Origin of the sequence: Xanthomonas sp. 4461 (assembly GCF_024806475.1) — a bacterium.
In the GTDB taxonomy this organism is placed as follows: Bacteria; Pseudomonadota; Gammaproteobacteria; order Xanthomonadales; family Xanthomonadaceae; genus Xanthomonas; species Xanthomonas arboricola_F.
Genome location: NZ_JANTYV010000001.1, coordinates 1,193,185 through 1,216,413 on the forward strand (window position 1 = coordinate 1,193,185; position 23,229 = coordinate 1,216,413).

Below are 23,229 nucleotides of genomic sequence, written 5' to 3' on the forward strand. Positions count from 1 at the left end.
CACTAGCTCCTGCGGCCGCGACAGCGCGGCGGATGGAAAGGGGCTGACATTCTAACAGCGTCCTCCCTGGACGGCCGTGCAGTTGCATGCGGAAAGGGATCGAGGATCAGGCACCGCTCACCGTGCATGCGCAAGCGATCTGTTGGGTTTGTCGCCCGCGTTGGCGAATGCCGATGTGCGCCTTGTGCCTGGCTGCAGAGCGCCACGCGCTCGCCGGGCGTGCGCACTGACGGTCCCTGGCCCACCCAAGGTGCAGCTCGACACCTAAGAGGCAGAGCAGCAGCGCACGCGACGGCATTGCCGATACGCTTTATTTACAACTACTTACAATGCAACCAACTACGCCGAAAAGCGTATTCATGCATATGCCGAACAGCAGCATTTCGGCGCTCCGTGGATTTCGATACTGGCCCTGCCTGCTGAGGCACCCAATCAACTACACGGAGATTCCCATGCGTCGCACTCTGTCCTCCTTGGTTTTGGCTCTGGCTGCCACCCCGGCGCTGGCCGGCGGCGTGATGCATTACACCGAAAAGGCGTCGCTGCCTGTGGACGGTGAAGCACGCGAAGTCGCCGCACTTTTCGACACCTGGAACGCCGCGCTGGCTACAGGCAACCCGCACAAGGTGGCCGATCTGTATGCGCCCGATGGCGTGCTGCTGCCGACCGTGTCCAACGAAGTACGCGCCTCGCGCCAGCAGATCGAAAAGTACTTCGAGATGTTCCTGACCAAAAAGCCCCAGGGCGTGGTCAATTACCGCACCGTGCGCGTGCTCGATGACGACAGCGCGGTGGATGCGGGTGTGTACACCTTCACGCTGACCGACAAGGACGGCAACAAGAGCGATGTGCAGGCGCGCTACACCTTCGTCTACGAAAAGCGCGACGGCAAGTGGCTGATCATCAACCACCACAGCTCGGCGATGCCGGAAGTGGATGCTCCGCAGGTCGCCAGGGCCAAGTAGTGCCGGCGCCCCGGAGTACGCCGCCCGCTGTCTGCGCCCTACCGCGTATCACCGTCGGCACGCCTCCCCCGCCGACGGTGGCGCGGCCCGCAACGCACTGCGCATCCGACCTGCGGCCTGCCTGCGACAAGCGCCATGGCGCGCCGCGCTGCTGCCATTGCGCAGCGATGCTGCCGCCGACCCATCACCCGCCGCATCGCGATAACCCGGATGGTTGCGGCCCCGGTTTGATCAGGATCAAGGCGGCGGCCCCGCAAACCCTCAAGACTTCGTCCATCCCCTGCACACAACGAGACCCTCTATGCGCATGCGCTCTCCCCTTCTGCTCGCCGGCCTGGCCGCCAGCCTTGCCAGCGTCCCCGCACTGGCTCAATCCAAAGGTGACTGGACCGTTGCCGTCGGCGCGCACCAGGTCGCTCCCAAATCCGACAATGGACGCCTGGTCGGCGGCACGCTCGAAGCGGACGTGGGCAAGGACATCAAACCGACCTTTACGGCCGAATACTTCATCGCCGACAACCTGGGCATCGAAGTACTGGCAGCGCTGCCGTTCGAGCACGACATCGCCTTGCGCGGGCTGGGCCGCGTCGGCAGCACCAAACATCTGCCGCCGGTGATCTCGCTGCAATACCACTTCAACAGCCAGGGCAAGGTATCGCCGTTCGTCGGCGCCGGCATCAATTACACCCGATTCTTCAGCACCGATACCCGCGGCGCACTGGCTGGCAGCGAGCTGGAACTGGACGATTCGTGGGGCCTGGCCCTGCATGCCGGGCTGGACTTCAAGCTCGGCGAGCGCGGCGCGTTGCGCGTCAACGCGCGCTGGATCGACATCGACAGCGAAGCCCGCCTCGACGGCACCCGCATCGGCACGGTCAATATCGACCCGCTGGTCTACGGCGCGGCATACGTGTATCGGTTCTGAGGTACAGCGGCAAGCGCGATGCATCTCTGGCACACTTGGCCTCCAGGGACGTGCATCCACCGCCGGAGTTGCGGACAGGTCGGACACGTCGAACGCCTGTCCGACCTACCGGGGATTCCATGAGCATGTTCATCCGCACCGCCCTCGCCATCGCATTGGCCGCTTCGGCCACTCCCGTCCTTGCACAGTCGGCCGGCCATTGGACAACCGGCTACGGCGCGGGCTATGTCTCGCCCAAGTCCGACAGCGGCAACTTCGGCGGCGCACGCGCCGAGATCAAGGGTGCGCCGGCGCTGTCGTTCACCTACGAATACTTCATCCGCAACAACCTCGGGATCGAGGTGCATGCCGCCGTTGCAGGCAAGCACGATCTCGAGCTGGAGGGCGTCGGCAAGGTGGGCAGCTATTGGTCGGTGCCGCCCAGCGTGCTGTTGCAGTACCACATCAATGGCTACGGCACGGTGTCGCCGTTCGTGGGCGTGGGCATCAACTACACCACCTTCCTGGGCGAAGACACCGAGCAAGCCTTCGGCAACAGCGAGCTGCGCTTCGGTGACTCGGTCGGCGCCACCGCGCACGTCGGTGTGGACTTCATCTTCAACGACCGCAGCGGGCTGCGCGTGGATGCGCGCTGGACCGATTCGCGCAGCAATGTCGATTTCAACGGCGCGCGGCTTGGCAAGGCGCGGGTCGATCCGTTGACCTACGGCATTTCTTACCTGGTCTATTACTGATCGCGCTGCCGCTGTGGCAGTGCTGCGCGGCGACGTGGCAGCGACAGCCATCAAACCGTCCCGGACGGTTGCGTACAATCGGGGGATGAAGACCTTCTCCCCCTCTCTCGTTGTGCTTGCCGTGGCGCTGACTGCGGCCTTCCAGCCGGTCACCGCCTTCGCCTGGGGCCCGCAGGGCCACCGTCTGGTGGCGCGCATTGCCGAAACCGAATTGAACCCGCAGGCACGCGCGCAGGTGGCGCAGCTGCTTGCCGGCGAGCCGGACCCCACCTTGCACGGTGTCGCGACCTGGGCCGACGAGTTGCGCGAGCACGATCCGGATCTGGGCAAGCGCTCGGGGCCATGGCATTACGTCAACCTGGGCGAACACGACTGCGACTATGCGCCACCGCGCGATTGCCCGGACGGCAACTGCGTGATCGCCGCACTCGATCGCCAGACTGCCGTGCTCGCCGACCGTCGCCAGCCGCTGGAGGTACGACGCCAGGCGTTGAAGTTCGTGGTGCATTTTGTCGGCGATATCCATCAGCCGATGCACGCCGGTTATGCGCACGACAAGGGCGGCAACGATTTCCAGCTGCAGGTCGATGGCAAGGGCAGCAACCTGCATGCGTTATGGGATAGCGGCATGCTCAACGACCGCCACCTCAGCGACGACGCCTATCTGCAACGCCTGCTGGCGTTGCCGGCCGCCACGGCGGTCTCTTCCGCGCTGCCGCCGCCGGCGGCGGCATGGGCGCAGGCGTCGTGCAAGATCGCCATCACCCCCGGCGTGTATCCCGACGCGCACGTATTGCCGGCCAGCTACATCGCCACCTATCGTCCGATTGCCGAGACGCAGTTGCGGCTGGCGGGCGACCGACTGGCCGCCGTGCTCAACGCGGCGCTGGCCACCCCCTGACGCGGAGGCAACCATGCAGCCCGAGGTTCTGGCGTTCTTCCACGCCGACAGCAGCACCTTCACCTACGTGGTCGCCGATGCGGCGTCCGGCGCGGCGGCGGTGATCGACCCGGCACTGGACTATGCAGCCGATACCGGCGCCATCGGGACCCACGCAGCGCAGGCCATCGCCGATGCCATCCGGCAACGCGGCTGGCAGCTGCACTGGCTGCTGGAAACCCATGCGCATGCCGATCACTTGTCGGCCGCGCAGTGGCTGAAGCAGCAATGGCCACAGGCGCAGGTCGGAATCGGCGAAGGTATTGTTCAAGTGCAGCAGACGCTGGCCCCGCGCTATGGGTTGCCGCAGCACTTTCGCCCAGATGGCTCGCAGTTCGACCATCTGTTTGCCGATGACGAACGCTTCGGGCTTGGCAGTGTGGAGGGGCGCGTCATCGCGGTGCCCGGGCATACCAGCGACAGCATTGCGTACCTGATCGGCGATGCGCTGTTTCCTGGCGATTCGTTGTTCATGCCCGACGCAGGCACGGCGCGATGCGACTTTCCTGGCGGCAATGCGCGGCAACTGTATGCCTCGATCCAGCGCCTGTATGCGCTTGCCGACGACACCCGTGTATTCGTCTGCCATGACTACGGCCCCGGGGGCCGGGCAGTGGCGCACCAGACCAGCATCGGCGAACAACGGCGCAGCAATATCCACGTGCGCGATGGCGTGGATGTCGAAGCATTCGTCGCGCAACGGCAGGCACGCGACGCCACGCTTGCCGCGCCCAAGCTGATCCGGCCGGCGTTGCAGGCCAACCTTCAGGCGGGCAGCTGCGCGGGCGTGGCTCGGTAGCGCCGGTTGGCGTTCGCCACGCGGCTTGGGCGCAGCCGCTATGATCGGGGTCTTGCCCCGGTTGGAATTTCCAATGCGTACCATCGGTTTCTGGCAACGCACCGCGTGTGCGTTGATGCTCGCTTTGCCCGTCCTGGCCGCTGCGCAGACCGCGCCTGTCACCGTGTTCGCCGCGGCCAGCCTGAAGGAGTCGATGGACGAGGCTGCCGCCGCTTACGAAAAAGCCTCCGGCACGCCGGTACGGGTGTCGTATGCCGCAAGTTCCGCCCTGGCGCGCCAGATCGAACAAGGCGCACCGGCGGACGTGTTCTTCTCGGCCGATCTGGAATGGATGGATTACCTGCAGCAGCGCGGCCTGGTCGTGCCGGGACAGCGCCGCAACCTGCTCGGCAATACGCTGGTGCTGATCGCACCGGCCACCAGCAAGGTGCGGGTGGATCCACGCACACCCGGCGCCATCGCCAAGGCGCTCGGCGAGACCGGACGCCTGGCGGTGGGCCAGACCAGCAGCGTGCCGGCCGGCAAGTACGCCGCCGCCTCGCTGCGCAAGCTGGGTCAGTGGGATGGCCTGAGCGATCGTCTGGCCGAATCGGAGAGCGTGCGCGCCGCACTGATGCTGGTCTCGCGTGGTGAGGCGCCGCTGGGCATCGTCTACGGCTCGGATGCACGCGCCGAGCCCAAGGTGCGCGTGGTCGCCACGTTCCCCGCCGACAGCCACGACGCCATCGTGTATCCGGTGGCGGCCCTGAAGAACAGCAGCACGCCCGAGGCCACCAAGTTCGTGCAGTGGCTGAGCAGCAAGCCGGCCAAGGCGATCTTCGTGCGTCGCGGCTTTTCGTTGCAGGATTGAGGTACACCGCCTGTCGATGTTCACCGCTGAAGAAGTCACCGCGATCGGCCTGAGCCTGAAGGTCGCGCTGGTTGCCGCCATCGCCAGCCTGCCGCCGGGCATCGCCTGCGGCTGGCTGCTGGCGCGGCGGCGCTTCCCGGGCAAGGCGCTGCTGGACGCCCTGCTGCACTTGCCGCTGGTGATGCCGCCGGTGGTGACCGGCTACGCGCTGCTGGTGGTGCTGGGCACGCAAGGGCCGGTCGGCAGCTGGTTGCTGGAATACCTCGGCATCCAGTTCGCGTTCCGCTGGACCGGTGCGGCGCTGGCATGCGCGGTGATGGGGTTCCCGTTGATGGTGCGCGCAATCCGCTTGTCGATCGAAGCCACCGATCGCCGCCTGGAAGCGGCCGCCGCCACGCTCGGCGCAGGGCCGTGGCGGGTGTTTTTCAGCATCACCCTGCCGCTGGCCTGGCCTGGCCTGGTGGCCGGCGTGGTGCTGGCGTTTGCCAAGGCGCTGGGCGAGTTCGGCGCGACGATCACGTTCGTGTCGAATATCCCCGGCCAGACGCAGACGCTGTCGTCGGCCATCTATGGATTGATGCAGGTGCCGGGCATGGAATCGGGCGTGTGGCGCCTGGCCGGCGTGGCGCTGGCGATCTCGCTGGGAGCGCTGCTGTTGTCGGAGTGGCTGGTGCGCAGACAGTACCGGCGCGAGGACGATTGATGCTGGATCTGGATCTTCACCTGCAACGCGGCCATTTTCAGCGGCATATCCGTATCCAGGACGATGCGCGGGTAGTGGCGTTGGTAGGCCCTTCCGGTGCCGGCAAGACCAGTGTGCTCAATGCCATTGCCGGCCTGCTACGGCCGCACGCCGGGCATATCCGTATCGATGGACGCTGCCTGTTCGATCACGCGCAGGGGGTGGATGTGCCGACGCATCGACGCAGGATCGGTTATGTGTTTCAGGATGCGCGGCTGTTCCCGCATCTGGATGTGCGGCGCAACCTGCACTACGGCCGGCACGCGCGCGGTGCGGCATTCGGATTCGACGACGTGGTGGCCCTGCTCGGTATCGCCCCGCTGCTGCAACGCCGCCCACGCAATCTGTCAGGTGGCGAGGCGCAACGCGTGGCCATCGGCCGCGCACTGCTGTCGCAACCGGCCATCCTGTTGTTCGACGAACCGTTGTCCGCACTGGACCAGGCACGCCGCGAAGAGTTGATCCCTTACCTGCAGCGCGTGCGCGATGAGATCCGTCTGCCGATGCTGTATGTCAGCCACAACCCGGATGAGGTGCAGCGCATCGCCGACAGCGTGCATGTAGTGCAGTGAGACGCTGGTGGGCGACGGGACGGGCAACGAGCGGCCTGCCGATGTAATCGGCGCCCGCGTCCGGCCGATATCCACCACGGTGATCCGAGAGTTGTCTTGCCCGTTGCAGACGATGCCGCGCGACGTCGTTGATCACGCCAGTGCCTGCATGACGAAGGCCTGGATGTTGCCGCTGCGCGACAGCCGTTGCTGCGCACGCACATCAAGCGCCGCAGTCACGTCCGCTCACTGCGCAACCTTGCCGGTACGCACGCTCACCTTGCCCTGCCGCACTTCGAAGGTAAACGCGAACGACAACGTCACCGGCACCGGCTCTGCATGCGTCGCACCGCTGCAATCATCCAGCGCCGCCGGCTGTGCGACATCCGGCGCATAGGTGCATAGTGCGGCGGGAACGCACTGCCAGTGCTGCACGATGGTGCGCACGGCGTGCAGCAGGTCGGTGTTTTCCGGCAACAGCCCGGCCGCACATTCGTCGCGATCGGACATGGGGTCCACGCGTTGCACTGCGCCGTCGGCTGCAAGAATCACATGCGCACACACCGTGGTTGGCGGCAAGGTCTGACGCGGCGAATCGGCCGGCAGCACCGGCGCCTCGCTGCGCAGGGCGCGCGGCATGCGGAACCGCTGGGTTTGCGCCAGCGTATACGAGGCGACGGCACCACCACCGCCACCGGATTGCGGCGGCAGCATGCGTTGATCCACCGAATCCTCGCGCTGACTGTGCTCCTGCTCTGCCATGCGCTGCGTTGCGCAGCCGCACAGGCTCATCGCGACGACGCCGCACCATGCCAGACCGTCCTTCATGGCAGTGCCCCTTGTTTTGCGCATCCTGCGGATGCAACGCAGTCATCGATGCGCCGGGATTGCGACGCAAGGCGCTGGCTGCCGCCAGCATCGGTGGATGCGCCCGCCTGTTCCGGCGGGTCCAGCTCGAACCGGACCGGCACACGTATCTGGGAAGCCACCGGCCTGCCGTCTGCAGTTGCCGGTTTGAAGCGCCAGTGACGCGCGGCATCGAGCACGGACCGATCGAACACTCCGGCCGGCCGGCTATGCACGATCACGACGCGGTCGGGCGTGCCGCCCGGGCTGACGTCGATCTGCAACTCGACAAAACCGGCAAGGTGTGCAGTGAGCGCTTCGGCTGGATAACGGGGCGGCTGCATCGTGCTGAAATCCACCGCATTGCCGGGCGTCGGTGTCGCGCCCAGACGCCCAGGCTGGATGACCCAACCGGCAAGACTGGCAACACCTGCAACCGCCATCACCATGCGCAGGTTCCATTGTGCACGCCGCATCTCCCGCGCCGGGGCGCGCAGCGCGGAAATGCGTTGCGTCAACGGATGCGTCGCGGCCCAGCGGCACGCCAACGGCGACCATCTGCTGCCCAGCTGGCATTTGAGCATCGCGCCGGCATAGCTGCGCCGTTTCCCCGGATGGCGCGCAAGCACGGCGGCGTCGCAGGCCAGCTCCTGATCCAGCCGGAATGCACGCCATGCTAGATGCACGAGCGGATTGAACCAGCCGATGCACAGCAGCACGGTGGCCAGCAGATTCGCCTGCAGATCGCCACGGCGCAGATGCAATCGCTCGTGGGCCAGGATCAAGGCACGCTCGTCGGCGCTGTAGCGCGTGGTGAAATCGGTCGGCAGCACGATCCGCGGGCGCATGACTCCCAGCGAAGCAGGCAGCCCGACATCATGCGTGGCAACCCATAGCGTGTTGTCCAGCGCATGCAGCGGGCCAAGACTGCGCAAGAAGCGCCGCTGACCACGCCACACCATGCCCGCGCTCAACACCGCGCCCGCCAGCCACACCGCGATCAACCACTGCTGCACGCCTGCTGCGGCATTGCCAGTGCCCGGTGCAAGCGGGATGGCGGTCAGCGCCGGCACCTGCACGACCACCGCCCCCACTGGCGGGCCAGGTAGCACGGCTGCCAGCAGCGCGAGCGGCACGCTGGCCCAGATTGCATAGGCTGCGGTGGCACCCAGCCAAATGCGCAGCGGACGGCGCAGCAGCAGGCACGCCAGCAATGCGACCGTGGTGTAGGCCGTGGCGCGCAGCCACATCAGCGCGTCAGGGCTCATCGTCCAACTCCTCGAGCAGGCGCTTCAATTCGGCAACGTCGGAGGCGCTGAGTTTTCCGCGTTCGCTGAAGTGTGCCACCAGCGGCGCAACCCGCCCGCCGAACAGGCGTTGCAGCAGCCCTTCGCTTTGTTGCTGCACCCAGTGATCTCGCTGCAACAGCGGCGTGTAGAGGTATTTGCGCCCTTCCTTCTGCGCTGCGATGGCGCCCTTGTTGAGCAAGCGATTGAGCAAGGTCTTGACGGTCGGCTCGGCCCAATGGGTCTGCGCCAACGCGGCAACCACCTCGTCCGCCGTGCGCGGCGCCCGGTCCCAGAGCACCTGCATCACCACCGCTTCCGCATCGCTGATCGGCATAGGATTACGTCTGTAATTTTTTACGATTACAGCTGTGAACGAACGCCTTGTCAAGCGCGAGCCACGCCGCTTGCGGGAGCGACCCGCGCGGGCCGTGCCGATGTTGCAGTCTCATGCCACGCACGTCGGCAGGTGCATGCGTCTGCGCCGGGCTGCGCCGCACATTGCCCACGACATCGCTGCCCCGGGCCGTATTTCGGCATGCTTGGCCACACGCAAGGCCAGCGGCCGTGGTTCCCAGGCCAAATGCATGGCGCAATGACTGCAGACCTCAGTCGGCGGCACTGCCCACAAATCGCACACTGACGCGCAAGCCGCCGAGTGTTGGCGCATCGTCCAGATGGACCTGCGCTGCGTGCGCCTGGGCAATGTCCTGCACGATCGAAAGACCCAGGCCGCTACCCTCTACACCGGTGCCCAGCTCGCGATGGAAGCGGCCGAAGACACGTCCGCGCGCAGCTTCCGGGATACCCGGCCCGGAGTCTTCGACGACCAACGTCGGCACCGGTTCGGCATATGTGCTGATGCGGATGCGGCCACCCGGCGGTGTGTAGCGCACGGCGTTTTCCAGCAGGTTGCGCAACAGCAGCGACAACGCAGACTCGTCTGCGAGCACCAGCACCGGCTGCAGTGCCAGTTCCACCTCTTGTTGTCGCTGCAGCGCAACCACCAGCACATCTTCGGATTCGCTGCGCACCAAGGTGTCCAGGCTCACGCTGCGCCGTGGCAAGGCAGTGACTGCTTCGATCCGGCTCATGGCAAGCAATTGCGCCACCATGCGTTCGATGCGGAGCACGTTGGCATCGAGTTGCTGTTGCGATTCGTCGCGTTCCTGCGCGTTGGCGGCCAGGCGCAGATTGGCCGCATGCACTTTCAGCGCCGCGATCGGCGTGCGCAGTTCGTGCGCGGCATCGGCGATGAAGCGGCGTTCGCGTTCCAGCCCTTCCTGCACCCGGTCCATCAAACCGTTGACCGCGCGTACCAGGCCATGCACTTCGCGCGGCATGCGCTGCGGCTGCAACGGCTGCAGACGCTTGGGGTCGCGTTCGCCAATCTCGTCGGAGACCCGCACCAGCGAACGCGTGGCCCAATTCACCACGGCCCAGATCAACAGCGCCATCAACGGCAACGCCATCAGCAACGGCAGCAAGGTGCCCAATGCAATATCTTCGGCAAGCTCTTCGCGGATGTCGGCGCGCTCGGCCGATTGAAACCAGCGCCCACCCGGCGAGTGCAAGGTAAACGTACGCCACTGACCATCGGGCAATCGCACGTCTGCATAGCCGGCACGCAACGGCGCCAACGGTTGCGCTGGCGCACTGTCCGAGCGCAACAGCAACGCGCCGCCGGCATTGCGCACCTGAAACGCCAGCTTGGTTTCGTAGGCATGGCCGTCCTTGAACGCCAGCGCTTCGCCCACGCCCTGCGCCTGCCCGTGCCATCCACGGATCACGATCGGCTCGCCCTGCGCCAGATCGCCCAAGGGTTCGTCCACCAACGACACCAGCACGCGCGCCGATTGCACCAGGCGCGCATCGAACATTTCGCCAGCTTCCTGCAGCCCGGCGCGATAACTGAACCCGGCTGCAGCCAACATCAGCAACGACAACACGCCGAGCAAGGCCAGCAACAGCACCCGGCGGATCGAATTCATTGCGGCGGTACGGCGGCAGCCTGGGCAGCCTGCTCGTCGAGCGCGTAACCGATGCCGCGCACGGTACGGATCAGCGCCGGTGACAACTTGCGACGCAGCTGATGCACGTGCACATCCACTGCATTGCTGGCGACGTCCTCGTCCCATCCGTAGAGATGTTGCTGGATGCGTTCGCGCCCGATCGGCCTGCCATGCTGCTCCATCAGCAGCCACAGCAGGGCAAATTCGCGCCGGGTCAGATCCAGATCGCGGCCATGCCAACGCACCGACATGCCGGCCGGATCCAGCCGCAGCGCGCCAGCCTGCAAGGTCGGTTGCGCACGCCCGGCTGCACGTCGCAGCAGCGCTCGCGTGCGCGCCAGCAGCTCGTTGATGTCGAAGGGCTTGCCCAGATAATCGTCAGCGCCCACATCCAGGCCCAGCGCGCGATCGGCGGCGCGCTCGCGGGCGCTGAGCACCAGGATCGGCGTGTCCAGCGCGCGGGCGCGGGCGGTGCGAATGACCTCGATCCCATCCATGCGCGGCAACCCCAGGTCCAGGATCACCAGATCCAGGGTGTCTTCCTGCAGGGCCATCAGCGCACTGACCCCGTCATGTACCCAGTCCACCGCATAGGCAGCACGCCGCAAGGCGGTGCGGATGCCTTCGCCCAGCGAAAGATCGTCTTCGACCAACAAGATGCGCATGTGAGCCAGTCTGTGAGGCGGCTCAGTGCTTGGCAAGCTGCGCGCGCACATCGGCCAACTTGGCGGCCAGCTCCTTGCGGCGGCCGGCATCGGCAATCTGCCGGCCCGGTCTGGGCGCTGCGGCAGCGGCTTTCTCGAAGGCCTTTGCGGCACCGGCCCAGTCCTTCTGATCGCGCAGAAAATCCCCGACGAAATAATTGCTGTCGAGTCCGTCAGGATCGATTGCCAGACCCTGATACAGCAAGGTGCGCGCCTTGGCATCGTCGCCGAATCCGATCGGCCAGCCAGGCACCTGGTAATACAGCGCTCCCAGACTGGTGTAGGCCGCGCCATCGAGCGCACGCGGTGCACGCTTGATCGCCTGCTCGAAATCCGTCCGCGCGAGTTTGACCTGCGCCAATGCGCCCAGACCGCCCTTTTCGCCGGCCAGACTGGATCGCACGATGCCGTCCCAGATCAGGGCATCGGCATCGTCCGGCAAGGCGTGCCGTACCTGTTCGGCCTGCTGCGCGAGCGTTTCCAGCGCCGCAACCCGCTCTGATTTTGGAGTTTGGTAGGCGATCACCGCCCAACGATCCTGCAGCTGCGCCACCTGCGGCGCCGGACCGGCCGCCCAACCGGCGCCGGCGATACCCCACATCGCCAGTGCAGCCAGAATACGCAGCCGACAGTCATTGCGATTCATGGCGAAAGCTCCTGTGTGGCAACCACGCTACCGGGCCGCGCATGGCGGCGGATGAGGGGAAGTTGTTTGCGCAACGCACGGTCCACCACTTCGGGCAGCAGGCCGTTGAGCCGGACAAACAGTTTTTCCGGCCAGCCCAACTGCCGACGCGCGTCCCCACGCGCGATCGACTGCACCAGCGCTGCCGCGACGTCCTCGGCCCGGTCCACCGCCGTACCCAAGGCCGCGTTGAGCGCATCGACCGCGGTGGGATTGAAGCTGGTCGCTGTGGCGCGCGGCGCCAGATACTGAAAGCGCACCAGCGTGTCTGCGTGTTCGCGGGCCAAGGCCTCGAACAGCCCGCGCAAGCCGAATTTGCTCGCGCTATAGCCGGCGAAACCGGCAAACCCGATGCTGCCGAACGTGGAGCCGACCGCCACCATCGCCGCCTCCGGCTGCCTCAGGAAGATAGGCAGCAGGGCCTGCACCAGCAGCATGGGCACGGTCAGGTTCACATGCACCAGCGCCTCCAAGCTGGCCGGATCCTGCTCCTGCAACAGCCCGAAGTGGCCCTGCGCATGCGCAAGGACCAGCACCGACGGTGCAGGTTGCAGCGCGTGTATCCGCGTCAGCAGCGACGCACGGCCCGCTGCGCTGGCGAGGTCGGCTGCCAGCGGCAGCACGCGCCCGGCCGGCTGCGTGTCGGCAAGCCGCTGCAAGGTCGCTGGCGTGCGTCCTACCGCCACCACGGTCGCGCCCGCCTCCACCAACTGCGCGCACAAGGCGCTGCCGATGCCGCCACTGGCGCCGGTGAGGATCACGCACCTGCCGCGAAGATCCATCACGCCGCCTCCGCCAGACGCACGCCATCGGCGCGCAAGGTGCGAAACAGGTCGCCGTACAACACGTAGAAGCGCTTGGCCGCATACACGACCGCCTGCTGGTCGAGCGGGTCGTCGAGGCGGTTCATCAGGCCTTCGAAAAAACCGGCATGCTCGATATCCAGATCGCCATGCGAGAGCAGATAGCTGAAGGCGTTGCGCGGCAACTCCAGCGACTGCGCAATCTGATTGGCCGCGCGCGTGGCCAATGCCACGCTGGTGCCTTCCAGCACCAGCACCATGCCGAAGAATCCGACCGGATTGCCGCGCTGGATGGTGTCGTAGGCGTAGCTGACCATCAGTTCGGTTGCCAGCGACGGCCCGGCAAGCACGGCTGCCTCACGCGGCTGGCCGCACGCCACCAGGTCGTCCAGGATCCACTCCTGGTGGCCCATCTCTTCTTCGATGTATTCGCCGATGGCTTCGCGCAGCCATTCCAGCCGCGCCGGCAACCGCGCGCCGCAGGCCATCAGCAGCGGCACGGTATGCCGCACGTGGTGGTAGGCCTGAGCGAGAAACGCCACGTAATCATCGTGCGCGATCTGCCCGACGAGTGCCGACTGGATGATCGGCACCTGCGTCATGCGTTCGCGTTCGGCCTGGGTGTGCGCCAGCAGGGATGTGTAGAAGGTCATGCTGAAACTCCGAGAGAGACAGTGGCCGGCAATCGATAGCTGCGATCGACGTCGGATTGGTAGCGGGCCAGGATTGCGTCGCGCCGGGGACGGCCGTTGGCCGTGAGCAGGCCCTCGTGTGCGCTGAAGGGCGTATCGGCCCGTACGAAACGCGCTATGCGTGCGTAGTCGGGCAAGCCGGCGTTGACCTCGGCCAGTGCCTGGGCGATGGCCGCATCGTCGCTGCCGGGCCTACGCGGCCACAGCACCGCAACGTTGTCGGCCTGCGCTTCGCCCCAGACCACGGCCTGGGCGAGCAACGGATGCTGCAGCAACTCGCTTTCCACCCACTCGGGCGAGACGTTGCGACCGAACGCGGTGATGAAGACATGTTTGCGCCGCCCGGTGATATGGACGAACCCATCGCTGTCCACCCGTCCGAGATCGCCCGTGCGCACCGGCCCCGACGGCATCGGCTGTTCGCCCAGATAGCCCAGCGCGCGCGCGCCGGCAACTTGAATTTCACCATCGACGATCTGCACCTGGGTGTGCGCCAGCGGCTGGCCGACGCTGCCGGGACGCAGCGCACCGGGGCGGTTTAGACAGACCACCGAGCCGCATTCGGTCAGGCCGTAGCCTTCGAACACCGGCAGGCCCAAGGCTGCGGCGCGCGTCAGCAGACTCGGGCCGATATGGCCGCCGCCGACGGCGATATAGCGCAACGATGCAGGCAGCGCAATGCCCTGCTCTGCAGCACTGACCAATGCCAACAACAACTGCGGCACCAGGATCACGCTCTCCGGTTGATAACGCTGCAGGCAACGCAGCAGCGTCGGCACATCCAGCCCGCTGGCGCCGCTGTAGCCGATTTCCGCCAGCGACGGCAGCGCGACCTGCGCCCCGGACAGCAAGGTTGCGTAGAGCCCGGCGACGTTTTCCAGCAAGGTGGACAACGGCATCAGGCACAGGTGCCGACGCGGCGCGATCGCAGCCGATGCATCCACCAACGCGCAGGCAACCGTCAGCAGGCTGTCGGCCGACAGACACACGCCCTTGGGACGCCCGGTGGTGCCTGAGGTATAGGTGATGCAGGCGGTGTCGACCGGCAGCACGATGCTCTGCGCAAGCGCTTCCACCCGCCAGGCGCGCAGTGCATCGAACTGCAACGCCGACATTTCACCATGGGTGCCTGGTGGCGCAGTGGCGGCCGCGTCGGTCACGACGCATTGCGCGCCGCTGGACATCAGTGCATGCAGCACCTGCGCCTCGGAGAAGAACGTCGGCAACGGCACGTGCACTGCATCGATCAGGCGCAGCGCCAGATCCAGGATCAGCCAGCCCGGGCCGTTGTCCAGCCGGCTGGCGACACAGGTCAGCCCCGCCGTCTGCAGGCGCGCGGCCAGCCCCACCACGGCATCGGCCAGTTGCTGCGCATCGAGGCTGCCGGCGGCGGTCAGCACGCGCGGCGCATGGCCGTGCAGGGCGCCCAGCAGCGCTGCGAACCGCGCGCTCATGCGCCTGCTCCTGCCTGGCACAGCAGCGTATCGACGTCCCAGCGTACGGCTTGCGGGTGCAGCGCCTGCCGCGCAAGCAGGAACGCGTGACCGGCGGCGACATCGCCGCACAGGACCTGTGGATGGGTGGCGTAGTAGCTGCCCCACTCGGTGCCGTCGTCCTTTACACGCGACTGCAGCGCTGGCGCCAGGGCGACCGGCTGCAGCTGCAGCCGGTCGAAGGTATTGCGCAAGGTCCGGGTTGCGGTAAACAGCACCCAACGCACGCCGGCGTGATGCAGCGCATGGGTCATTTGCGGGATCAGCGCGCGCGCACTGCCGGAGCTGATCGCGGCGAAGTTGCCGACCTCGGCCAGGCCCGAGCGCGCGACCGGCACCGCCATCCGCCCGGCCAGCGTCGATTCGGCCGGGCTATCCAGATACTGCTCCACGAACAGGCGACCGGCGCTGCCGAGCCGTACCCCTACCGCCGCCAGCAGCACACCCTTGGTATCGCGATAGGCCAGCAGGTGCGGCAGGAAGCTGCGCAGCTGCGCGCCATAGCGACGCAGATAGACCGCAGCGATGAACTGTTCCACCTCCTGGCGCTGCGCGTGCGTGGCCTCGACCAGGCTGGCACTGGCAAAGCCATGGCGGGGGCAAAAACCGGCGGGGGTGGGTGAGGTGATCATGCTGCGCATCCTGGGAGCGCTCGATTACGCCACCATGAGCCAGTTGTTACCCAGTTGTAATTTCTGCAGAAGCGATTCGTTGCGCACTGTCGGGAGTGGCCCGACCGCTGTCGGTGTCGCCACCACAGCGCTTTGGGCTACGCTCTCGCGCATGCCTACATACGTCACTGATCTGGACACTGCGGTCGCGCACATCCTGCAATGCATCGCCGGCCCGTTGCGGGTGGGTGCACCGCTGGGCATCGGCAAGCCGCACCGGCTGTTGAATGCGTTGTATGCGCAGATCGAGAGCACGCCCGCACGATCGCTTGCGCTGTACACCGCGCTGTCGCTCAGTCCGCCCAAACCGGGCAAGGGGTTTGAGGCGCGCTTTGCGGCTGCGTTCATCGCGCGTCACTTCGGCGAGGACTTTCCGCGCCTTGCGTATGTCGATGCCATGCTGCGCGACGCCTTGCCGGCGCACGTGCAGGTGGAAGAGTTCTACATGCAGTCCGGCGGCCTGTTGCACTCCACCCAGGCGCAGGCCGACTACACCAGCTTGAACTACACGCATGCCGCGGCCGCAGTGGCGCAGCGCGCGCCGAATCTGATTGTGCAGAAGGTCGCGCGCGAACCCGGTGGCACGCGGCTGTCGCTGTCGTGCAACAACGACATCACCCAGGACACGCTGGACGCCGTGCAGGCGCTGGACCTGCGCCGACCGCTGCTGGTGGCCGAAGTGGACCCGCAGCTGCCGTGGATGGGCGGCACTGCCGCGGTGGATGCGACCTTCTTCGATCTGATCATTGACCTGCCCGGCCCATCGCCGCGTCTGTTCGGCCTGCCGCGGCAACCGGTGACGACCGTCGATTACGCCATCGGCCTGTATGCAAGCACGCTGGTACGCGATGGCGGCACCTTGCAGATCGGCATCGGCACGCTGGCCGACGCGCTGAGTCATGCCCTGGTGCTGCGGCACACCGACAACGCGACCTATCGCCGCGCGCTGCAGGCGCTGGACCCAACCCTGGACCAGCACCCCAGCGTGCTTGCCAGCGGCGGCCTGGAGCCGTTTGCGATCGGCCTGTACGGCTGCAGCGAAATGCTCAACGAAGGCTTCAAGCAACTGGTGGACAGCGGCGTGATCCGTCGCAAGGTGCACGACGATCTGCCGCTGATGCAGCGCATTGCCGATGGCAGCGCCGATGCCGACGATCGTGCGCGCCTGGCAAGCGAAGGCGAGTTCCTGCATGGCGCGTTCTATCTCGGCTCGCCGGACTTCTATCAATGGCTGCGCGATCTGGATGCCGACACCCGCAATGCCATCGGCATGCGCCGCATCAGCGAGATCAACCAGCTGTACGGCGGCAATGAAACCCTGGAGCGCCTGCAGCGCCGCGACGCGCGTTTCTTCAACTCCTGCATGATGGCGACCGCGCTCGGTGCAGCGGTGTCCGATGGCCTGGAAGACGGACGCGTGGTCTCCGGCGTCGGCGGGCAATACAACTTTGTCGCGATGGCGCATGCCCTGCCGCAGGCACGCAGTACCTTGATGCTGCGCGCCACCCGCGATGCCGGCGCAGAGGCAGCCAGCAATGTGCGCTGGAACTACGGCCACACCACGATTCCCCGCCATCTGCGCGACATCTACATCACCGAATACGGCATCGCCGATCTGCGCCACAAGACCGACCAGGAGTGCGTGCTGGAAATGGCCGGCATCTGCGATACACGCTTCCAGGACGCGCTGCTTGCGCAGGCTGCCCAGTCACGCAAGCTGCGCACGGCGCCCGTGTTGCCCGCCCGCGCACAACGCAACACGCCCGACGCGCTTGAACGGGCATTGGCGCCATTCCGGCACGATGGCAGCCTGCCCGATTATCCGCTTGGCAGCGATTTCACTGCGGTCGAACAACGTTTGCTACGTGCACTGACCTGGCTCAAGCGTGCCACCGCCAGCAAGGGCGCAATGTTGGCGACGCTGGCGCGTGCAACGACATCGCGCGCTACCGACACGACCGACGCAGCGGCCTGTCTGCAGCGCATGGGACTGGACACACCGCGCACGATTGGCGAGCGTCTCCAGGCGCGATTGCTGGCCTATGCGCTGCGCCAAACAACACCACAATGAACTTATCCATATGGCGATCAACCAGATTCGCTTGCGCGTATCGAAGCGACTGACGCATGACGGCAATACTGCGGAAAGATGTGCGTCAAGTTGCACCCGGATGATGACGACCACCTCGTTTCCTGGCGTCGCCGCATGGGTTTTGCTCCGGTTTTTCCCGCACTTCATTCATCCAGTGACTGCCAAGCGAAGCAGCCACGCACAAAGCGAAGCAAACTGCCGAAAGCTGCGCTGTTTGCCGCCTTGATCACCAGCAATCTTGCGCTAGCTGCTGCACCGCGCCTCACCGACCTGCAATACGTCGGCAGCCACAACAGCTACCACGCCGGATTTGCACCCAGCGAAGCCACGCTGCTGAAACAGCTCAATCCCGCGTTGTTCGCGGCACTGGATTACCGCCATCCGCCGCTGGCGCAACAACTGGACGATGGCGTCAGGCAACTGGAACTGGACGTGTTCGCCGATGCCCAGGGTGGCCGCTATGCACATCCGGCGATCGCCGCGCAGATTGCCAAGGCCGGGCTGCCGCCAGCACCGGCCAGCGCACCCGCCGGTGTGATGGACACATCCGGCTTCAAGGTCATGCACGTGCAGGACGTGGACCAGCGCAGCAATTGCCAACCGCTGATCGCCTGCCTGCAGCAGGTGCGCAGCTGGTCCAGGCAACACCCCGGGCACGTGCCGATCTTCATCCTGCTGGAAACCAAGCAGGCGCCTGTCGAGCTGGGCTTTCCCAGCGTACAGCCCGAGCCGTTCGATGCAGGCACCATGGATGCATTGGATGCCGAACTGCGCTCGGTCTTTCGACCTGGCGAATACGTTAGCCCCGACCAGGTGCGTGGCAACGCGAGTACGCTCAACGCCGCGGTGCTTGCGCATGGCTGGCCGTCGCTGGCCGACACGCGCGGCAAGGTCGTGTTTTTGCTCGACCAACGCACGGCCGGTGCGAGCTATTTGCCGGGACATCCGTCGCTGCGTGGCCGGGTCTGTTTCACCAACGCCGTGCCTGGGCAGGACGATGCCGCGTTCACCGAACTCAACGATGGCCCCGCCGACACGATCACGCGGCTGGTGAAAGCCGGCTACCTGGTGCGCACGCGAGCCGACGCAGACCTGAAGGAAGCGCTGCAGCACGACACCACCCGCCGCGACAGCATGCTGGCCAGCGGTGCGCAGTTGCTCAGCACCGACTTTCCCGCACACGAGTCGGCCAGCACCGGCTACGTGGTGCGCCTGGAGGGCGATGCGGTTGCGCGCTGCAATCCGCAACGGCCCTCAACGCACTGCAAGGGCGTCGATCTGAGTCACTGATCGGCGCCACTTGCATTGGCGTACACCGCATAAACCCGCACACAGACCCGCCGCAATGGAAGGCATCGGCGCTGCACGCTTAGCGCCCGCGTCATGGCCAGGCGCTCCCTTTCACCTAGCGAGTCCCCCGCATGCACACTCCCCGTACCCTCCATCGTCTGAGCTGCGCCATCGCACTGGCGCTGTCTGCGCCCGTCCTGGCAGAGACGCCGGAACTTGCCACCACCACCCTGGATTCGGTCAACGTGCAGGCAAAGCATGCCGCCACGCCCGGCTCGATCAACGAGCAACGCCTGTCCGGCAGCGTCAACAGCGTGATGAGCAAGCAACAGATCGACGCCATCCCCTCCGGCGGCATTGCCGATGTGGTGGCGCACATGCCGGGCTTGTCGTCGTACAGCGACATGCATCTGGGCCAGGCCACCACCGGCGAGAACGCCTACGTCAGCATCCGCGGCATGGACGCCAGCTACAACGCGTACACGCTCAACGGCTTCGGCATGCCGGAAACCGATTCGTCGACGCGCGCGATCTCCTTGAACATGCTGGCGCCGTTCGGCATCCAGTCGGTGCAGGTGTCCAAGTCGCCCACACCCGACATGCCCGGTGACGCCATCGGCGGTGCGATCGATATGCGCACGCCCAACGCGTTCGATTTCGACCAGGAGTTTCATGCCAAGAGCACCGCGCAAGGCCAGCTCAACGCGCTGGCCTCGCATCTGGGCGGCAAGGACACCGGCGCCACGTTCCAGCAGGAGATCGCCTGGAAATTCGGCAGCGACCATGCCTTTGGCCTTTACGCATCGGCCTATTACGGCAAGAACAACAACATGGCGCAGGCACCGGCGCCCAACAGCAAATACGTGCCGGCCGACCCCGCACTGGCCAACGCAACCGATCTACGCGCTGCCGGCCCGCTGATCAGCACGCGCTACAAATACAGCCTGTACACCAGCCAGATCGAACGCTATGGCGGCAACCTCTCGCTCGATTGGCAAGGCGACAACAGTGCGCTCTATGCACGCGCCATCTACGGCAGCTACGGCGTCACCGGGCAGCAGGATCAATCCAGCGCACGCCTGGAAACCTATCGCAACCAACCCACGGCGGTGCGTGGCGGCTACTTCAATACCCACGACATCGACGAGAAGCTGGCGACTTTGCAGCTTGGCGGCCAGACCACGCTGGACCGTCTGCGCTTGGACTACGGGACCTCGGTCGGGCGCGGCACGCGCAGCCGGCCGGATTATGTTTCGGCCAGTCTGTATGGCTATACCCCGGGCAGCTTCGCCTTCGACCTCAGCGACCCGACCTACCCCAGCATCGGTCCCAGCTCGGCGGCGTTGAAGGAGTTCTTCTACAACCTGGATTCGTCGCTGCTGTGGAAAGTGCAAGGCCACGATGCCGGCAGTCACGACAACCGCCTCAACGCGCATACCGACATCACCTACCAGGTCGATGGCGACGTGCTGGACAGCGTCAAGGTCGGCCTGTCTGCCGATCACTCCGACCGCGGTGCGTACGACCACCCGTTCTTCCACAAGGACGGCAACTTCGTGACCAACGGGCCCTATTTTGGTGGCCCCAATTACGCCTTCCCCACCGCTGGCGGCCCCCCGCTGAGCGCCATCCCCGGCCGCCTGACCTACAACGCCTTCGATGGGCACTACGCAGGTCCGTTCAAACTGCTGGACCGCAACTGGATGCGCGCGCAGGCCCTGCCCTACAAGTACGTCGACGATCCCAACGGCGCAGGCGTCTACACCGCCAATGACTACAACGCCAACACCACCTCCAGCACCGAAGCGATCTACTCGGGCTACGCGATGGCCGCGCTGCATATCGGTCAGGTCAGCATCCTGCCCGGCGTGCGCTACGAGTTGACCCGCTACTCGGCCGATTCCTGGCAATCCAGCGGCGACGGCACCAGCGGCGGCTTCGTCGGCACCGGCAGCACCTATGGGCAAGTCCTGCCCGGTATCAGCATCAACTATCGACCCGACGATCTCACCGTCTACCGCGCCGCGCTGCGCCGCAGTTTCAGCCGCCCGGCCTTCGGCCTGATTTCCGGCGAGACGGTGTACACCATCGACGACACCCAGCGCGTGGTCGGCATTTCCAGACCCAACCCCGATCTGCAGCCGAGCAAGGCCGACAACGCAGACCTGTCGGCCGAGTTCTACGACCACAACGGCGGCGTGCTCAGCGCGTCGACCTACTACAAGCGGATCACCGGCTTCATCTACACCTCGCAATCGGCCACCAGCAACGACAACACACTCGGCGGATTGGTACCCACCGGCACCACCTTCGAAAACGGCGTGCCGGTGACCATGCCGCAGAACGGCAGCACTGCCACGCTGTACGGGCTGGAGCTGGCCGGCAGCAAGCGCCTGCAGGACCTGCCGGGCATCTGGAGCAAGCTTGGCGTCACCGCCAACCTCACCTTGCAGCGCAGCGAAGCGGACAGCAAACGGGCCGACCAGCCGGAAAAAACCTGGTTGCCGCGTGCGCCGGAGCGTATCTACAACCTGGATCTGTTCTACGACGATGCGCACCTGCGCGCCGACCTGAGCTACAACTACACCGGCCTGCAATTGCTGGGGCTGACCACCGACCGGCTCAATTACTATCTGCAGCCGGTCAAGTCGCTGGACTTCAACGCCACCTATCACCTGCCGCACCACGTCGACGTGGGCGTATCGGCCAAGAACCTGCTCAACGCCGCCACGTTCTACGAAACCCAGGGCAAGTCCGATCGCTACATGGCTTACGACCCCGGCGCCGATGGCGCTTACGTGCAGACCGGGCGGGTGTACCTGCTGACAGTGGGCTATACCTACTGACCATCGGGCCAGTGCGGTAGGCGACCAGGCGGGTGCTCTTGCACGTGGGCGCACAGGTCATCGGTCGATTGTCTGCGCATGACGCAGGCGGTCGGCCTCCGATCAATGCTGCGAGGTCTCGCAAGCCACCCTTCATGCCTCCGCCTGCAACGCGGTGGCGTCGTGAGGACGGCCGCGCAACCTGGAACCGCACCGCCCTCATCGAGCAAGGACCGCAGCGCCATCGCGCCTCAGTCAGTCCGGGTGCAGCCATTTCACGCAGCAAACGCAGGCCGCTGCGGCACTGTGCGCGCTTGCCTCTTTGCGGACCTGCACATGCCCCCTCGCTCTTACGCTCGCGTCTGTTTGCTCGCCCTGTCGTTGAGCGCTTCGTTGTCTGCGCTGGCACAAGCACCGCAAGCTGCGCCTGCTGCCGCCCCTGCGCCGACGGCGACGCCTGCCGCAAAGGCCGTCGCCACCGGCCCACGCTCGGACCTGCATGCGCAGGTGCTGCTGGACCGCGCGCATTTTTCCCCAGGCCAGATCGATGGCGAACGTGGCTCGAATCAGAAGCGCGCGGTCTCCGGATTCCAGGCCGCACACGACATCAAGGTGACCGGCGAACTGGACGATGCCACCTGGCAGGCCTTGCAGGCCGACAGCACACCGGCATTGGTGCAGTACACGCTCACCGATGCCGACGTTGCCGGCCCGTTCCAGGCGATCCCCAAGGGCCCGGCCGAACAGGCCAAGCTGCCTTCGCTCGGCTACACCTCGGTGGATGAATCCCTGGGCGAGCGCTTCCACGCCGACCCTGCGTTGCTGCGCCAGCTCAACCCCGGCGTGGATCTGAGCAAGGCCGGCAATGCGATCCAGGTTCCCAACATCGACGGCGTTGCCCCGCTGGCCAAGCCTGCCAAGCTGGTGGTGGACAAATCCGACTCGACGCTGCGCCTGTTCGATGCCGACGGCAAGGTCTATGCGCAGTTCCCGGTGTCGTCGGGCAGCAAGCACGATCCGTTGCCGATCGGCCGCTGGAAGATCCTGGGCATCTCGCGCGACCCGGTGTTCAAGTACAACCCCAAACTGTTCTGGGACGCGAAAAAGGGCGATCAAAAGGCGACGTTGCCGTCTGGCCCGAACAACCCGGTTGGCCGTGTGTGGATCGACCTGTCCAAGCCGCATTACGGCTTGCACGGTACGCCGGAGCCCGGCCATGTCGGCAAGACCGAATCGCATGGGTGCGTGCGTCTGACCAATTGGGACGTGGTCAATCTGGCCAGCGTGGTCGGCCCGTCGGTCCCGGTGGTGATGCAGGAGTAAG

At 65.9% G+C, this 23,229-nt stretch carries 22 protein-coding genes; 12 read left to right on the forward strand and 10 right to left on the reverse strand.

Annotated features, from left to right (window positions below; all coding sequences use genetic code 11):
* Positions 1-452 precede the first annotated feature (452 nt).
* The 8 genes from FHY19_RS05115 (at position 453) to modC (ending at position 6,527) form a co-directional block, all read left to right on the forward strand.
* On the forward strand, positions 453-965 hold the full coding sequence (locus FHY19_RS05115; protein ID WP_259162575.1) for an SgcJ/EcaC family oxidoreductase: 513 nt from the start codon (positions 453-455) through the stop codon (positions 963-965).
* A gap of 301 nt (positions 966-1,266) precedes the next feature.
* Entirely contained in the window at positions 1,267-1,890 is a 624-nt protein-coding gene (locus FHY19_RS05120; protein ID WP_259156082.1) for an OmpW family outer membrane protein, read from the forward strand.
* Between the two features lie 119 nt (positions 1,891-2,009).
* The gene (locus tag FHY19_RS05125) at positions 2,010-2,624 is read left to right on the forward strand and encodes an OmpW family outer membrane protein (protein WP_115554470.1); all 615 of its coding nucleotides are present in this window, start codon (positions 2,010-2,012) and stop codon (positions 2,622-2,624) included.
* Between the two features lie 85 nt (positions 2,625-2,709).
* On the forward strand, positions 2,710-3,525 hold the full coding sequence (locus FHY19_RS05130) for a S1/P1 nuclease (protein WP_259156083.1): 816 nt from the start codon (positions 2,710-2,712) through the stop codon (positions 3,523-3,525).
* A gap of 13 nt (positions 3,526-3,538) precedes the next feature.
* Positions 3,539-4,363: an MBL fold metallo-hydrolase gene (locus FHY19_RS05135; protein WP_259162577.1), complete on the forward strand. Its 825-nt coding sequence runs from the start codon at positions 3,539-3,541 to the stop codon at positions 4,361-4,363.
* Between the two features lie 73 nt (positions 4,364-4,436).
* Entirely contained in the window at positions 4,437-5,213 is a 777-nt protein-coding gene (modA, locus tag FHY19_RS05140) for a molybdate ABC transporter substrate-binding protein (RefSeq protein WP_259162581.1), read from the forward strand.
* Between the two features lie 16 nt (positions 5,214-5,229).
* Positions 5,230-5,916: a molybdate ABC transporter permease subunit gene (gene modB / locus FHY19_RS05145; protein ID WP_259162587.1), complete on the forward strand. Its 687-nt coding sequence runs from the start codon at positions 5,230-5,232 to the stop codon at positions 5,914-5,916.
* Positions 5,916-6,527 (forward strand): molybdenum ABC transporter ATP-binding protein, encoded by a 612-nt coding sequence (gene modC, locus FHY19_RS05150; RefSeq protein ID WP_259162593.1) that lies wholly within the window; start codon positions 5,916-5,918, stop codon positions 6,525-6,527. Before modB ends, modC begins: the two co-directional genes overlap by 1 nt.
* Positions 6,528-6,752: 225 nt before the next feature.
* On the opposite strand, the gene FHY19_RS05155 is transcribed toward modC, so the two are convergent.
* The 10 genes from FHY19_RS05155 to FHY19_RS05200 form a co-directional block, all read right to left on the reverse strand.
* Positions 6,753-7,334, reverse strand: a complete 582-nt coding sequence (locus tag FHY19_RS05155; protein WP_259162594.1) for a hypothetical protein — start codon at positions 7,332-7,334, stop codon at positions 6,753-6,755.
* Positions 7,331-8,620, reverse strand: coding sequence for a TonB family protein (locus FHY19_RS05160; protein ID WP_259162600.1), 1,290 nt, complete (start codon positions 8,618-8,620; stop codon positions 7,331-7,333). The genes FHY19_RS05155 and FHY19_RS05160 overlap by 4 nt, the downstream gene beginning before the upstream one ends.
* Complete coding sequence (locus FHY19_RS05165; RefSeq protein ID WP_259162602.1) at positions 8,610-8,975, reverse strand: BlaI/MecI/CopY family transcriptional regulator; 366 nt, start codon at positions 8,973-8,975, stop codon at positions 8,610-8,612. Before FHY19_RS05165 ends, FHY19_RS05160 begins: the two co-directional genes overlap by 11 nt.
* A gap of 271 nt (positions 8,976-9,246) precedes the next feature.
* Complete coding sequence (locus FHY19_RS05170; RefSeq protein WP_259163992.1) at positions 9,247-10,608, reverse strand: ATP-binding protein; 1,362 nt, start codon at positions 10,606-10,608, stop codon at positions 9,247-9,249.
* A 17-nt stretch (positions 10,609-10,625) separates the two neighbouring features.
* Positions 10,626-11,315 carry a response regulator transcription factor gene (locus tag FHY19_RS05175; RefSeq protein ID WP_104616555.1) on the reverse strand — a complete coding sequence of 230 codons (690 nt, stop codon included), beginning with the start codon at positions 11,313-11,315 and terminating at the stop codon, positions 10,626-10,628.
* A 22-nt stretch (positions 11,316-11,337) separates the two neighbouring features.
* Entirely contained in the window at positions 11,338-12,000 is a 663-nt protein-coding gene (locus FHY19_RS05180; RefSeq protein ID WP_259162603.1) for a hypothetical protein, read from the reverse strand.
* The gene (locus FHY19_RS05185; protein WP_259164000.1) at positions 11,997-12,821 is read right to left on the reverse strand and encodes an SDR family oxidoreductase; all 825 of its coding nucleotides are present in this window, start codon (positions 12,819-12,821) and stop codon (positions 11,997-11,999) included. Before FHY19_RS05185 ends, FHY19_RS05180 begins: the two co-directional genes overlap by 4 nt.
* A complete protein-coding gene (locus FHY19_RS05190; RefSeq protein ID WP_259162606.1) occupies positions 12,821-13,495 on the reverse strand; it encodes an iron-containing redox enzyme family protein in 675 nt (224 codons plus the stop codon). The genes FHY19_RS05185 and FHY19_RS05190 overlap by 1 nt, the downstream gene beginning before the upstream one ends.
* The gene (locus tag FHY19_RS05195) at positions 13,492-14,988 is read right to left on the reverse strand and encodes an AMP-binding protein (RefSeq protein ID WP_259162615.1); all 1,497 of its coding nucleotides are present in this window, start codon (positions 14,986-14,988) and stop codon (positions 13,492-13,494) included. The genes FHY19_RS05190 and FHY19_RS05195 overlap by 4 nt, the downstream gene beginning before the upstream one ends.
* Positions 14,985-15,659 carry a thermostable hemolysin gene (locus FHY19_RS05200; RefSeq protein ID WP_259162617.1) on the reverse strand — a complete coding sequence of 225 codons (675 nt, stop codon included), beginning with the start codon at positions 15,657-15,659 and terminating at the stop codon, positions 14,985-14,987. The genes FHY19_RS05195 and FHY19_RS05200 overlap by 4 nt, the downstream gene beginning before the upstream one ends.
* A 151-nt stretch (positions 15,660-15,810) precedes the next feature.
* Here FHY19_RS05200 and FHY19_RS05205 point away from each other — a divergent pair, with 151 nt between their 5' ends.
* The 4 genes from FHY19_RS05205 to FHY19_RS05220 all read left to right on the forward strand — a co-directional run bounded on the left by FHY19_RS05205 (position 15,811) and on the right by FHY19_RS05220 (position 23,228).
* Entirely contained in the window at positions 15,811-17,769 is a 1,959-nt protein-coding gene (locus tag FHY19_RS05205) for an acetyl-CoA hydrolase/transferase C-terminal domain-containing protein (protein WP_259162618.1), read from the forward strand.
* Between the two features lie 135 nt (positions 17,770-17,904).
* On the forward strand, positions 17,905-19,080 hold the full coding sequence (locus tag FHY19_RS05210) for a phosphatidylinositol-specific phospholipase C1-like protein (RefSeq protein ID WP_259162619.1): 1,176 nt from the start codon (positions 17,905-17,907) through the stop codon (positions 19,078-19,080).
* Positions 19,081-19,211: 131 nt separating this feature from the next.
* Positions 19,212-21,926, forward strand: a complete 2,715-nt coding sequence (locus tag FHY19_RS05215; RefSeq protein ID WP_259162625.1) for a TonB-dependent receptor — start codon at positions 19,212-19,214, stop codon at positions 21,924-21,926.
* 372 nt (positions 21,927-22,298) lie between these two features.
* Positions 22,299-23,228: a L,D-transpeptidase gene (locus FHY19_RS05220; protein ID WP_259164002.1), complete on the forward strand. Its 930-nt coding sequence runs from the start codon at positions 22,299-22,301 to the stop codon at positions 23,226-23,228.
* The last annotated feature ends 1 nt before the right edge of the window (position 23,229 follow it).